The following is a 14788-nucleotide window of genomic DNA, read 5'->3' on the forward strand; positions in this document are numbered from 1 at the left end:
GTTGATCTGTATTCTATTTCTCTATTTCTCTATTTACCAGCTAGAACCTTGATAGCTGTATCGGGCAGGGCAGTGTCGAAGTAGCGCACATCGGCGGCAGCGCCGCTATAGCAATTACCCAACAGGTCTTTAAGCCCTTCAAAATTTAGTCCACCCGTGGTTAGCGTTTCGGTTTTTTCCCGGTTAACCTGGCCAAAAAATTCCATGTAGGTGACAGGAATATCGAGGCCCTTGCCGTAAAGATCGCTGTAAATGCGCTGGCCATCAAGCCAGACCTCGACCTGAGTCTTATTGCCGGGTCTAGCGTCAATAGTCATAGCTAGGTGTTGCCACACATCGGCTTTCACCTTGCCCACGGTTATTGGTTGACGGTTTTGGCCGTGATAGTGTACACCAAGCTGGTCGTTCTTGAGATTGAGGGCAATGCCACCGCGTTGGGTATAGACCCAACCAACGTTCTGGCGGTTCCATAACCACTGCATGCCTTTGAGCTCGTTGGGTTTGATCCACATACTTATGGTGCAACTCTTGCTCGTTGGTTTTGCATCGCGCACTAATATCATACTCTTATCACCTGAGAACTGATGGGCTCCTGGACGTTCACCAACTAATGCTTTGGCTCCGAATATTTCACTGGTCAAGCGGGTGTCGACTTTAGTCTGTTTATCAGATACTAACCAAGCACCCATGGCAAATGATGCTGGCTTACCGGTGACATCGGCCGTAAATGGTTTCTGCTCAAGTTGGGTATCATAGAAAAAATCATTTACCTGAAGCTGAGTGGGTTTTGTGGCCCGTGGAGCCTTAACGAACAATTGAGGTCTGGCGGCAACAAACATTACCGTCAGTTCATGCCAACCTTGTTCTAGCATGACCTTACCCTCGGTGCGACCATTTTTGTTATTGTTACTGGCCACATGCAGGCCGCCGATTTCGAGTTTACTACAACCCTCATAGTTCATGGAGAATTCATAGACACCGTTTTCAGGTGCACGCCACATACCGGTGTAGGTACGTACGATGCCGCCAACCTTGTCGTTGATCATCTCGCTAACCGCCAGCACCTCTTGAGGCTTTGTTTGTTTGAGCATGGCGAAATTATCGACAGTCGAATCGGTGGGGTAGCTAATGATCTGTTTGCCCTGGTTGGACGAACTGAAACCAAGTGCCATCGGAACATTGTGAAGATAGCTACGCCGAATCATGCCGGCCTTGAGTACTGGCAGGAATTCTAAGGCCTTGAGTTTGGCAATCACATGCAGGGGCTTGTCGATAACGGGGCCATTGGCATCACGACGCACCTTCAGGTCGACATTAATGGTCTCATCAAAGACTAGGGGCTTTAAGTAGGTCTGATAGCTCTTGCCGCCATCGAGGCTTACCTGAATCTCTCCATCCCCTTGGTTTTCGATAACAAGTGGCTGACCCAATTCGACATAATTACTGCTTATATTGAAGGCTAGGTCCTTGTCCCGGAAAAGATGAGTCTCATCTAGGCTGACAAAATCAACTTTACCTGGCGCCTTCATCTTGAGATCGAAATCTACCACTGGAACAGTTGCGCTGGTGAAGAAGATTGGGTCGGCAGCGATAGCCTCGAAGCGGTGCAAACCCGCTTTAAGAATAACTCTACCTTCTCGTTCGGTTAGGCGGGTATGGTATGGGCCAGGGATATCGACTAGAACCTTGCCTGCAACCGTGAGTTTAGTTGGGCCACAGGATAACATGCGAAAATCATAGGTACCTGCCACCGGTGCATTCACATAAGCACTGATCACGTAGAGGCCCTGATACATCTTAGACTGCTCGACGGTTTGGGGGATACGTGGTAAGATCAAATTCTGCTGATAGCTACGGTAAATGGGGACCAACTTATCAAGATCCTTCGGCATCAGGGGTGATTTGAGATCTATTTTTGAACCGCGCCACATGGTGATTGGCAATTCATAGAGGGCCAGTTCAATACCAGAAGAAACGGTATCTGCTGTAGCGACGGGAGCTGCGGCTGGCACCTTGGTATAGCGGATGCTCAGCGGAGTCGAAGCCTTAGTATCTATTTTGCTAAGCTTCTGTTTGTAGGTTGGCGCTGTGTTCTCGATGAAACCGGTGTTTACCAGTTCCCGATAATTAGCGCTATTAGCATCGCCGAAGGCCCACTCGGGGGCAACGGTGATCGCGCGCACCTCGGTGCTGCGATCTATGGTGATGGGGCCGCTGTAAACAGGTGATTTTGAACTTGGCTCGCTACCGTCAGTGGTGTAATGAATAAGCTGGCCATGGTTAGGAGATTCGAAGGCCACCTCCATGCTGTCGATAAAATCTTTCGCCGGGCTTATGGGGCGGGGCAGGGACGGGGGACCGCCAACGGTTATTATGGTAGAGTCATCGCGAGTAATCGTATAATAGGTTTCTTCACCATGGCCGCCCATAGGACGGCGGTCAACATACGCAGATGCAAAATCAATACGATCAGACTGACCAGCTATATCGACACTTAGACTGGTCTTAGTAGCGTTCCATTTGGTGATAGGCAAGGGATCACCATGGCGATGCGGATAGAGCAGGACCTTAAAATCTGGAGCTACACTCATACTTGGGACAACGATGCGTTGGTTGTTTCCGCCCTCACCTTGATCGATATCGAGGCGGATAGTGGGGAAGCCGGCAAAATTACGCTGCAGGACCCGGACTAAGATAAGAGGCTCACCCTCCTGTAATTTGGCTCCATCCTTGGATGCGCGACGCAGAATGATCTGCGGGAAGTCCTTATGCAAGTCTTTGGTCTTAGAGACAACCTCGTTCTGTCCGGTCAAAGTCATCAACCAGGTGTAGAGTTGCTTCTGATCATCAACTTGAATGTCATCGACGGTGAGAACATAGGGATGATCACCTCGCACCATGGTCACGCTGCGAAAAGCTCGCTCAACGGGTAGGTTTTCAATACGACGGGTGGGGTGGCGATCTTCACCGTTCCACAGGCCGTAGTTGGTGCTGGCCATACTCCAGAACTCCCGCGAAAAGGGCGTGGCATCGGGCTCAGAGCCGCGCAATCTGCGCGCGTTGTTGCGGGCCCAGGTGTTGAGATAGTTATAGGGGTCTTCCTCGAACATCGGTGAGTAGAGAACGTTGTAACGGCCATTCTGTATCCTCCAAGAAAAGGCGTAACTCTGATCGCTACGGCCGCTGGTGGCCATTTTTTTATCAACAGTGGGTAGCCATAGGCCGGGGGCTGTTCCGTACTTCATGCCGCCGCCATTAATGGCAATATAATTTCGCCAGGCTGATTCTTTGTGATATTTATCACCTATGCGGGTCCAGTTTTCACCTTGTCCAGCAAGAGAGAAGGTTCCAGCGTCGGGGCCGTCATGACCCGTATCACGCATTTTGGTATAAGATGCATAGGTGAGGTGAATATCGTTTTTGGCATCCCAACCCGAGCGGGTGGCCATGTAACCACGAGTGGGGGATTCGAATGTAAGGGGGCCATTGTTTTTATTCCAGAGTGCATCTGGATCAATATTTTGATCAACAGCAAAAAGCAGCATTGGTAAACCAAGGCTACTGCGCAGTAGATGGTAGGATTTCTTATTAATTTTGCCTTCTGATAATAATTTCACACCGAATGAATTGACCCATTGAATCTGCCAACGCTGATCATTGGGATAAGCCGCGCGCATTAGATGTGTGAACTCCTGTTGTGGTGGGCCACCTGCGGAATCACCGCGACCATACCAGGTGCCGGTGGGTGTGGCTTGCTGGGCGACAAGTGCCGCGATTTTGGCCTGAAGATGTGGGTGGGTAAGAAGACTTGGCGAGGTTCGGCGTGCGATGGCGTGTAATGATTGTACACCGCCGCCACCATAGGCTAGGCCATTGTAGCCCGTGGATTCAAAGTCCCAGCCATTGGGCCCTATCTTATAGGTTTGGAAATCCGTAACAGCCTCGCGGCAGACCTCTAAAGTACGAGGGTCGTAACCTTCTTCACCTTCGATAGCCAACACATCGTTGACCATTTTCTGTGAAAACTGTGGCCAGTTCCAGGTGCGCCACGAACGAGGCAGTTCCATACCATGATTATAACGACCAGCAGTGGCCTGGGCGATCACGGCGCGCACGGCATTCCGTTGTTTATCAGTCATAAAATTGTAAACAAAGTCATAAGCTTGGGCCACCTTGCTCACCTTGTCTCGGGTTCCGCTTATCCACCAGTTATCCCAGTAGGGTTTGGTGGCATCGTTTTCTTTAAAAAGTTCGCTGACCTTCTGGGCTTGTTTAACCAACTCGGTAGCCACTTTTTTGCCGTATTCGGCATCATCTTTAACCAAGGCGTAGAGAGCGGCGGCATCAATGCGTGCCTTGGAGATAGGTTTCATCTCACCCTTCTTGGTGTCCATAACCATTGGCAGAATGTATTGCTCCCAAAATATTTTACTGAAAGCATTCTTTTCGATGTTTTCACGAATGCGAGGTACATCTGCAGGGCTCATTAGTACGCGTGGGTGTATCCCGACCGCCGGAATCTTACTCAAGACATCTATTTGATAACCCTTATTCTTATAAACCAACTGCGGCTCAGGCTGGAGGTGGGGCACAGACCTTTTATTCAATACCGATTCCCCATCGGGGAAGCCTTGTACGGGTGGAATATCCAGCGCCGCCGAACAGGAAGTAAGTGAAGACAGCATCAGGCTTAGCATAGATATGGTGGTGATGAGTTTCATGAGTCTCCAGTCTAATTTATTATTTTTTTATCTACAGCAAAAAAGATTCCAGTAGTAGCCCGAAACATTAATGTATTCTATATAGTATTCTATAAGTAACAAAAGTCAAATGACTTATTTTTTTATCTACAGCAAAAAAGATTCCAGTAGTAGCCCGAAATATTTATGTATTCTATAGTCCAGAAAAGTCAAATGACTTATTTGTCTCCGTCATTAGCTATTACTTTGGCAATGAATGAGATTTACTTGAATAACTGAGTTCTTAAGAAACGGATCAAAGCCCTAATCCATGCTTACAGCATTCATAATATATTCATGCTTACAGCATTATTAGCTAATACTTTTTTACTCTATATTGTCGCCGGATTAATAGTGACTCCTCGCCGGATTAATAGGCGCGCCATGGTAGCTTAGGGTCTTGAATCTCTTTTAGATATTGCTTCGGCTTCGAGACGCTGGTATTTATTTTGTGCCCAGTTGGAATCATAGGGAAGTCCGTTGTTTTTGAAAATGAGTGAGCGCATGTCTTGTTCATAATGACAGTCTGTATCCATTGCTTTGAGTTCATCAATAAATTGCTTGCCAATTTTGAGCCAGTCTATGGCGTTGAGTAGAGTAAGACGAGCATAACTTTTCTGATCAAAGAGGGTTCGCAAGCATGGATAGGCTTCTTCGCTATGGCCATTTTTTATGAGCGCGTAAGCCGCAAAAATGCGCACCTCGTGAGACTCGTCGGAAAGGCAGTGTTTAAGTTTGCTTATGGATGGCTTACTTAAGTTGTTTAAACGGCAGAAAGCCGTAGCCGCCCAATAGCGAATCCCTAGATCTTGGGAGTTTAACATATTACAGAGCTGTACTTGATCTGAGTTTTTTGCGCTGATCGCAAAATCGGCAGCATCTAGCAGTGCGGGCAAATTATAAAGCTCCGGTTTACGGATGAGTTCATAAATCGTCATTTTATATTTTTGCGCTAAACGCAAACGTTCACTTTCGGGAAGTAAGCCTGAATCAAAGATTTCTAGCTGATACTCACGCATGGCTTGCTTGAGCTCTTTAAGTTTTTGACTATAAGGTTCGTCCTTGGCAAGGTTATTAATATTGTCGTAATCCTTGTTGGAGTCATAGAGCTCGTCACTATCTTTGGCGCCAAAGATACGGCCTGTAATGCTATCTGTAAGTCCTTGTTGATGTTGTTCACGCCATTCCTGAGTCGCTTTCATAATATTGGGATACATCAGGTTCTGCCCGGTGGGAACAAAAGGCAGGTAGTTTTTGATGTAAATAAATTCTTTATCTCTAATCATCCTAGCATTATCTATGCGTTCATCAGCACGTTCGCGAAAGGAGAAGTGAAATGAGGCTTCTGGTTCAATTTCTGAGCCTAAAAATATACGCCCCTGAAAATTTGCGGGAATCGCAGATTGACTAATGCTGAGCCAGGTTTTGGGCATATCCACAAAACTTACCAGGCGGTGAATAACGCTCCCGGGCATTTGAGTCGGCCAAAGTTCTTTATATTTTGGCGGAATGCGCAAAATGAGCGGGCAGTGAGTTCCCGAATTATAGATAAAACGTTTGCTGCGGAACATCACACCGCCGTGATCAGAACTATAGATTACAATGGTATTATTCTCCAGGCCATCCTTTTTAAGCTCTTTAAGGATGTTTCCAACCTGGCGATCCATGTCCTCAATGTTATCTAAATAACGAGCATAGTTCTGGCGCATGACTTTAGTATTTGGGTGATATTTGAAGGGAGTGATTTGTTTGGGGTCATGACGGGTTTGATCAATTAAGCCAAAGGCTTGGCTCTCGTGGGAATCGTGAATATTTATTTGGCAAAAGAAAGCTTTACCTTTTGGAGCCTTCTTCCACCCATAGATCTTTTGGGAATCATTTTTGTCATTATCCCAGCAATCAAAATCGTCGCGTCCGCCAATATTGTAATCTGTTTTGAAGTGATTGGAGACGTAATAGCCATTTTTTTTCAAGTGATCGGGGAAATAGCTGATTTGATCGTGTGGGATAGGGTAGTGGCTACGCATGGGCTGAGTTCCCATAGCAACCGCATGAATGCCTGTAATCCATGTAGAGCGTGAAGGGGCACATACCGCCGCATTTGAATAACATTGAGTATAGGTAAAGCCCTCGCCGGCAAGTTTATCTAAATTGGGGGTTGTGGCATTTTTGTTGCCGTAAACTCCTAACCAGTTGGCACTATTATCTTCGCTGACAATCCACAGGATATTAGGCTTTTGTAGAGCCATAGAATTGAATGATAAGCTAAGAAGGATGATGAGCTTGTGCAATTTCATTTTAATTCCCACACTTTAAATTTTTTGAAGATGGCATGACTTGGGGACATCTGATGCCTGTTTTAAGCCATTGACTTATAGGCTTCGGGATGATGATTGAAGATACTGGACAGTTCTTTTGCTTTGATAAAACAAAATCGTCTGCCAGAAAGCTAAAGCACAGTGTGATCATGGCCTTTTCACAATCGGAAATTAGCTCAGTTAATGAGGGACCAGCAACAAATTCTTGGAGCTTTTTCTGCTCATTAATTTTATTCTCTTCATCACTTAGTTTTTTATTCCAACGGTAATTTTTTGGCTTGAGTAAACGGTAATTTACACTAAAGCATACGGCACCACGAGATGCAAAGTAACGCATTTGGGGGATGAAATTCTCGGGTTCTCCAGCGACCCAACCACCGCCGTGAATGAAGACAAATGCGGGCCGTTTATCAGATTCTTGCCAATTGTCAGGCAAGCTGGAAATTAAGCGCAATTGATGTTTTGAGTCAATGATTTCATTTTTGATCTCGCGTTTATCATGTTCCGCAAAATAGCGTAAATCATTAGCTTGTACGATGGTTCCAAACATAATTAGAAGCGAAAAAAGGTTCATGTTTTACCGTTTACTACTATTTCTTATAATGAGTTCAGACTGAACTGTATGGTGTTCTTTCTCTTCAAGTTCTCCGTTGATGTCACGAAGTAAGACATCGATGGCTAAACGACCGAGATTTCCAAAGTGTTGCTCGATGCTAGTGATATCTAGCTTATGAGCAATTTTGGTGTTGTCGTAGCCTACTAAGGCAATATCGCTAGGGATACTCACACCCTTTTGTAAGCATATTTTTACAAGTTCAATTGCGCACTCATCGGTATCGCAAAAGACGGCATCAATACCATCGAAAACTTTTCTTTTTTTTGCTAATGCTTTGCAGTTCATTATTGGGTAGGTTTTTAAATTGGCTAAGCCCAAAGATTTTTTGTACTGTTCATAACGCTTTTCTGTAAAACTAGGAGTATTAGCAGTACTTTTTGTGACAAAGAGGATGTTTTTATATGAAGATCCTAAGAGGTGAGTCATGACTTCAGAACTACCAGTGTCATTGCGATTAGTCACTAAATTACAGTTTCTATATTGGTGTTGAAAGTCATCTGGAACAACAACAAAGGGGATCTCTTCATCAATAAGATATTGAACACCCGGGGAGACTTTGCCATCGTTCCAACTTGGCCAAATCACGAAACCATCGACTTTTTGCTTCTCCAATAGTTGCTTGATTTGCGTGACTTCTTTTTTTACATTACCGAGTGTTCCTGCTGATACAGCGACAACTTCATTAAACTTTTCTGCTTCGCTATACATACCTTCAATTAATTGTTCGTGAAGAGGTGAACCATATTTTGTATGTAATACTGCACCTAATACATGAGAACGCGGACGCTTTAATCGAGTGACCGTAATGCCTCGTTTTGGTGAAGTGTTGACGACTTCACGCTTTTTCAGTACGCCAATGGCGCGCTGCATGGTAACTCTAGAGACTTTATAAATATCACACAATCCATCAATTGTGGGAAGGCGTTCCTCATACTTCCCGTCTTTGATTTCTTGTTCCATTGTTTGTGCAACTTCTTTGTAGCCGGGCATAATACATTATCCTTAATAATTAAAATACTTATTGTATGATAATTTATATATTATAACGTTTTTTTTCCACTTGTAAGCTCCCGTTTTAATTGCATCCAGTAAGTTTAAAATCATAAATAATTAACCAGTCACACTTAAATCGCGATTTAAGCCGCATTTATGGCTGGAAGTGCAGGTGTTTAAGGGAGTTGAACCGCGCTCGATACTCTTTAAAGCAGTATTTAAAATATTAAATAGTTGCTTGTTTTGTTTTCTTACAAACAGACCAATACCTGGGCAGGGCGTATCTATAATGAACTCTCCCTTTTTCATTTCTTGCCCACTCCATGCATCAATGAACTCGTCGTTGGGAATAATGACCTTGCGCTGATTGATCCCTGGGTCTAAAACTGGGCAGATCATTAGGTCGGGACCCAAAAGGTATTGATTACAAATATTTTTCATACCTGAATTTGGGAAGGCAAATTCCATAGGCTGGATAAGTGGTGCAGAATTATCTTTAGCCATATTAGCAATGTAGTTCTGAAGAGCTTTATGGACCTTGGCGAAGCCCTTAATTGTATTCTCTGTTTCTTTACAGTAGTTCCACGGGAAATAACTAAATTGTACAAAGGGCATAAAACAGCTTAATTCGGTCCAGCGAATCATGAGCTCATCTTTAACCAGTGGGTCATCTGAATTCATGGTTTGTACTCGTCCCGGGATCATATCGGGTATTAGAGCGTCATAGCCACAGAGGGAGAGGTGGAAACTTAAGTTAAGCAGTGCCTTAAGGCCATTATCTTCTCCCCAGTGAGAGTCCTTGCCTCCTAAGCGCCAAATAATATTGCGATTTTGACTCATCCATGCAGCTCTAGATTCACAATTTCCCGGTACAATTTCCTCAAAAATTTCAAGCAATAAATCTGCGTATGCAGAAGGATCCATATCCCATTTTGTGATCTCATCTGAGGGCATATACTTGGCGTCACCACCATCTATTTTAAAGCCATCAACACCGAGATCTTTTAATTTATTTAGTTTTGATTTGTACCAACTTTTACCCGAGTATTGAGTTAAATCGACTAAGCCTGCGGTACCGCCCCACCATCGAAATGTAGCGGCTTCCTTACCATTTTTATGGGGTACGAGGGAGAGGCTTTTTTCCAATTCAGAGAAATATTTAGATTCGCAATTTACAAATGGAGTTACCCACAACCAAACTTTGAAACCCATATCATGTAATTGTGTGATCATTGATTTTGGGTCGGGGAAATCATTGCCGAATTCGAGTTCACCAAAGCAGGATTCCCAGCGATCATCTATGATGATGGTTGAGCAGGGGTAATCGTATTTTTGAATGTCCCTGGCCATATTGATAATGCGTTCCTGGTTAATAGCCCGAGGGTATTGAGTCCAGGTGCAAAATAGTGAGTCGCCCCACATATCGTCTTTTATTTTCGGTTTTTGCCAATGGAGAATTGAGGCGAGCTTCTTCCAAAGTTCAGAAAGGTTTTGAGCTTTGAAATAACGAAGTCTGAAGTTTTTTTTACAGGATATATTGAGCGAACGTTCTGCAAGGAAATCGACTTGAAGAGCTTGGCAGGTATCTGCTAAAAAAGCTTCTCCATTAGAATTCATCCACAGGGGTGATTGAATATTGTTAACCGCAAAAAAATCATTTTGTATTTCTTTTAATGGCCAGCTTTGCTGATGGTTAAAGCCATGACCATACCACGAATGATTACCTGTGGGTATGGTAATTAACTGACCAGCTTTTACGGATAGGCTATCCTTAAAAGCTGTGTTTATGCCATCTACCTTTATCATGGCATGCAAACCGAATTGCTTATTTTAGCACTACCATTGCCTTGGTCAGCAATAGACATAGCTGCAATTATTTTGAGTCCTGAAACTATGTCCTTAGGTGTTATTTCGTCGGTAAGTTTTTCTTTGCGAATGGCTTTGGCAAAGTTTTTCCATTGATATTGACCACTGCACACGGGGATGAATTCTTCTTCAACTATGGTTCGTCCTTTATCAAAATCCCCCATAATTAAGCCCAGTTCGGCATTCTCCATTCCCTGACTTTGTTTAATCCCAACATTGCGGTATACAGTGCCATTCTCGAAGTTTAAAGACATGCTATTTTTGTAGGCATCACCATCGTTAATGCAGAAGGAAGCAAAAATATTGGCAATAGCACCATTTTTGAACAGGATCGTCAAATTTGCGTTGTCTGCAGTGGGTCTTTTGGTAAATATTTTACTTGATGTCACACTCACACTATCGGCTTCACCAAAAATTTGCACCAAGTCATTGATGAGATAAATTCCCAGCCTGAAAATTGGTGGTACAGGGCATTTCGAGGGATCGTCGTACCACGAACCATCAGCGACTTCACGGTAAGAACACCACACACTCATATTACAGCTGATAGCCCTTCCAAGAGTATGTTTTATTTGCCATTTTTTAATTAAATTTAAATCATGAGGAAGGCATGGAGCCGGTGAATTTAAATGAATGATTCTTCCCATTTCTTGGGCTTTCTCCAAGACTTCCAAAGCAGCTTCACAATCCACTTCAAAGGGTTTTGTGGTCATTACATCTTTGCCTGAGGAAATAATTTTTTTCAAAAAATCAGCACGTCCACTTGGTCCAGTAAAAAGTCCCACTGCATCTATTTCGGGATCATTAAGAATCTCATTAAAATCGGTGGTACCAGAAATGTTATATTGTTCTTCAACCTGTTTTAAATTACTTGAATCAAGATCGCAGACTTTAACTAATTCAAAGTCAGTAGTGCTTTCATCAGTCATTAATTGATCAACAATATTTTTGCCGAAATTGAGGCCGATAATGGCAATTTTAATTTTGTTCATACTCAACCTTAGATTGTATTTTCACATGTATTATAATTAGTATACTAATGTTTTTCATTAAAATCAAATCCAATCTATTTATTTTTTGTATTTAGCGAAGGACAGCGATTTTTAAAACAACTGCATAAAGAGTAGTACTCAGACTTTTTTAAAGATGATAAATCCATAAAAAGTAAATAGAAACATTAGCCCACTCATGATACTCAATAAAATTTCATAGTGCTTGAAATTGAAATTATAAAACTGAAAACTAATCGTTTTATATATATCAAAGAATTTCATGCACAGAAAATAGCTGACGCTGGTACCCATGGCTATTTGTATAGAACAGAATGAAATACCAAAAGACTTATCCCTTTTATCTACGACATGCATAGCTTCGCCTTAATGCCGATTTCTCTCATTGGTGTTGTGTTCATGAATCTATGCTTCACGATCAGCCGGAGCTCGTGGAACTCGCTATGGAACGCTGTGATTACATTCATGCCAGATTCGGGCACGAGCAGGGGCCTCAGATCAATGATCCTCGTTGCCCCTGGAATGAGAGTGAAATTGCCAGACATTTCTATTGGTGGGATCATATTTTAGAACTGAATAAAAGCCGAGGAGTGAAAAAAATATATATGTCCAGAGTTTGGACCGGAACCTTATATGTCAACTTTACCACTAAGTAATATGGCCATTACGAACCTATGGGATGTTAAAACTTACATATGATGGAGCTTCTGAAAGATAAGTATGGTCATTAATTATCTAAAACAGCTATATCCCCATTACTTTTTCAAGAACCTTCCAGGTAAAATGTTTAGAGACGTGATTTTATTGGTTCCAACAAAAACCTTTTTCAATTCTTCAACTATTACTTTGACTGTTACGCACTTTTGTACAAAAATGGTTCAACTTGGTCATGCTCTGTATTAAGTTTATTTGTGAGCTTTTATTAATTAAAGTAAAGCTTTGAAATTTAAATATCTTTGTGTTTCTAAATAACGAATTCCACCATCTCCACCATTGCCCAGGGTTTAACATTGACTTTCACCACAGATTACCTTCTATAAAATTTGGAATTTTAGTCTTTGATGGATGTTGAACTCTTCTTCACTTTTGAAAAGACAAATGTGTATTTTGTTTATAACGATTTTGTTAATCTTATGATTATCAAAGATGACATTGAGTTTTGCAAGCTTTTTTTTGAGTAAAAAAAAGCACTTACATTGCTGTAAGTGCTTGATTACTAGAGTCGTAACGACAGGATTTGAACCTGCGACATCATGTCCCCCTGACAATCATCTAAGCAGAAAAAAGAGCCTTTTTTAGGTAGTTTTGCAAGCTTTTTTACCATTTTTCAACTGCTTTAGTTTTAGTCATTAGTACTGGTGATGATGGTTGTTTTTAAGCATGGCAGGATTTGTATTTTTTGCCACTTCGGCAAGGGCAAGGATCATTGCGCCCTAGATCTTGTTTGGGCATAAAACGGAAGTATTCGGTGGCCGGAATTCTTTTGCGAAGAGCTAAGCCCATGGCTTTTAAGTATGGATTGAGGTGAGTGAAGAAATTAAAATAACCTTCACAGAGGTAGTTGAGGTGCTTTTCGCCATTGGAAGTACTGGTAAAGCGGTGGGCAGGGCATCCGCCATGGCATTGGGGACGAACGGGACACTTAAGGCATTTGCTCGGCATTTTTTCATACTTATCACGGCCAAATTGTTGTTGTTGTGGACTATCAACAATGTCCTCATAGGATTGGGTCATGATGTTACCAACTAAATCCTTGTCGTAAACAAAGTGATCGCAACTATAGACATTTCCGTTGTGTTCAATAGCTAAAGAACGTCCACATTCAGGGGAGTGGACACAGATGGATCCGGGCATTTTGAGCTCATTAGCTAAGGCACCATCGAAATGCTGAATGAATATTTTTCCAATATCTGCCTGACGCCATTGTTCAAAAATACTGATCATAAAGTCCCCCCATTGCTTGGGTCGCACCGAGCGCTCATTGACCTTAGAGCCATGAGTTGGTTCAACGATGGGGATGAATTGCATGAATTTGGAGCCTATGGATTTAAGGAATTCATAAACTCTTTTGGGGTGATCGCCATTATGACTTTGAACCACAGTTAGAGTATTGTATTCAACATTGTGTTGCTGAAGCAGCAAAAGCCCCTTCATTACTTGATTAAAAGTGCCGCGGCGAGCTTTGTCTTTGCGGTAGTGATCGTGTAGATCTTCTGGGCCATCAATACTGATACCTACTAGAAAATTATTCTCCCTTAAAAAGATACACCATTCATCATCTAATAGAGTACCATTGGTTTGCATGGCATTTGTGATATTGGCATGAGCTGGGGCGTATTTTTTTTGGAGTTCAACAATCTTTTTGAAGTAATCCAGTCCCATCAAGGTGGGTTCACCTCCCTGCCAGGCAAAGTTGATTTCTGAGCCATTGTTGACTTGGGACGAGATGTAGGTTTTTATGTGCTGTTCTAGCACATCTGGAGGCATTTTGAAAGATTTTTCATTCTCAAAGAGTTCAACCTTATCTAAGTAGAAACAATAGTCGCAATCCAGGTTACAAATAGGTCCCGAAGGTTTGGCGAGAATATGAAAGGGTTTTGTTGGCATATAAGGACTCAATTACACTTTTAGTTTAGCACGAATGGTTTAACATATATCTTTCTAAGATTTCTGAGTCCCAAACTTGAACTTCATAATAATGTTCAAAAGAACCTTCCCAATAGCGTTCATAAGAATTTGGTACAAAATCATTTGCTTCCCCATATTCATGTATTAATTGGTCTATTTCACTCAAGAAATATACTTTCTCGAAATATGGTTTTGAGGAATCAGTCATTGCAATATAGCTATCAGGAAAAGTAATTGAGAGAGAATTTTTAGGAAGTTGATCAATTGGGATAGAGATTTCTAATTGTTCACTATTTAAGTTTTTGAACCATTCTGATTTTCCAAGTGTGAAATAAATGGGAAACTCTCTAGTGACTTTTCCACCACGTTTTATAAAAAGTTCACGTAGTTTAGACTCTACTTTTTTGCGAGTATCCAAGTATGATGTTCCAAATCTTCTGTTATATCCATGAACACTCTTATGACGATTGTTCATACTCTTAAAAACTTCGCTATTGACTCCGTCTGGAAGATCAGATAAAGAAAGAAACGGTTTTCGATCTTTAAGATAATAGTGGTATATGTTTTTCATAAATGTACCAAGGGTTTTTAAGGTCTTAAGTTAATCGAATTCATGTG

At 42.3% G+C, this 14788-nt stretch carries 8 protein-coding genes; all 8 read right to left on the minus strand.

Annotation, left to right across the window (positions count from 1 at the left end; all coding sequences use genetic code 11):
- Positions 1-29: 29 nt before the first annotated feature.
- Positions 30-4721, minus strand: coding sequence for a chitobiase/beta-hexosaminidase C-terminal domain-containing protein (locus PQO03_RS05940; protein WP_274148658.1), 4692 nt, complete (start codon positions 4719-4721; stop codon positions 30-32).
- Between the two features lie 410 nt (positions 4722-5131).
- A complete protein-coding gene (locus tag PQO03_RS05945) occupies positions 5132-7036 on the minus strand; it encodes a sulfatase-like hydrolase/transferase (protein ID WP_274148660.1) in 1905 nt (634 codons plus the stop codon).
- Between the two features lies 1 nt (position 7037).
- Positions 7038-7631 carry an alpha/beta hydrolase gene (locus PQO03_RS05950; protein ID WP_274148662.1) on the minus strand — a complete coding sequence of 198 codons (594 nt, stop codon included), beginning with the start codon at positions 7629-7631 and terminating at the stop codon, positions 7038-7040.
- Between the two features lie 3 nt (positions 7632-7634).
- On the minus strand, positions 7635-8663 hold the full coding sequence (locus PQO03_RS05955) for a substrate-binding domain-containing protein (protein ID WP_274148664.1): 1029 nt from the start codon (positions 8661-8663) through the stop codon (positions 7635-7637).
- Positions 8664-8783: 120 nt separating this feature from the next.
- Complete coding sequence (locus PQO03_RS05960; protein WP_274148666.1) at positions 8784-10472, minus strand: glycoside hydrolase family 31 protein; 1689 nt, start codon at positions 10470-10472, stop codon at positions 8784-8786.
- A complete protein-coding gene (locus PQO03_RS05965; RefSeq protein ID WP_274148669.1) occupies positions 10469-11524 on the minus strand; it encodes a Gfo/Idh/MocA family protein in 1056 nt (351 codons plus the stop codon). The genes PQO03_RS05960 and PQO03_RS05965 overlap by 4 nt, the downstream gene beginning before the upstream one ends.
- Before the next feature lie 1392 nt (positions 11525-12916).
- Positions 12917-14149 carry an anaerobic sulfatase maturase gene (locus PQO03_RS05970; protein ID WP_274148670.1) on the minus strand — a complete coding sequence of 411 codons (1233 nt, stop codon included), beginning with the start codon at positions 14147-14149 and terminating at the stop codon, positions 12917-12919.
- Positions 14150-14174: 25 nt separating this feature from the next.
- A complete protein-coding gene (locus PQO03_RS05975; RefSeq protein ID WP_274148672.1) occupies positions 14175-14741 on the minus strand; it encodes a hypothetical protein in 567 nt (188 codons plus the stop codon).
- Positions 14742-14788 lie beyond the last annotated feature (47 nt).

It is taken from the genome of Lentisphaera profundi (genome assembly GCF_028728065.1).
GTDB classification, from domain to species: domain Bacteria; phylum Verrucomicrobiota; class Lentisphaeria; order Lentisphaerales; family Lentisphaeraceae; genus Lentisphaera; species Lentisphaera profundi.

Bases quoted from the DNA above. Each gene is read 5' to 3' on its own strand.
- PQO03_RS05960 (WP_274148666.1), bottom strand. From the start codon at position 10,472: ATGATAAAGGTAGATGGCATAAACACAGCTTTTAAGGATAGCCTATCC.
- PQO03_RS05950 (WP_274148662.1), bottom strand. From the start codon at position 7,631: ATGAACCTTTTTTCGCTTCTAATTATGTTTGGAACCATCGTACAAGCT.
- PQO03_RS05965 (WP_274148669.1), bottom strand. From the start codon at position 11,524: ATGAACAAAATTAAAATTGCCATTATCGGCCTCAATTTCGGCAAAAAT.
- PQO03_RS05955 (WP_274148664.1), bottom strand. From the start codon at position 8,663: ATGCCCGGCTACAAAGAAGTTGCACAAACAATGGAACAAGAAATCAAA.
- PQO03_RS05970 (WP_274148670.1), bottom strand. From the start codon at position 14,149: ATGCCAACAAAACCCTTTCATATTCTCGCCAAACCTTCGGGACCTATT.
- PQO03_RS05940 (WP_274148658.1), bottom strand. From the start codon at position 4,721: ATGAAACTCATCACCACCATATCTATGCTAAGCCTGATGCTGTCTTCA.
- PQO03_RS05975 (WP_274148672.1), bottom strand. From the start codon at position 14,741: ATGAAAAACATATACCACTATTATCTTAAAGATCGAAAACCGTTTCTT.
- PQO03_RS05945 (WP_274148660.1), bottom strand. From the start codon at position 7,036: ATGAAATTGCACAAGCTCATCATCCTTCTTAGCTTATCATTCAATTCT.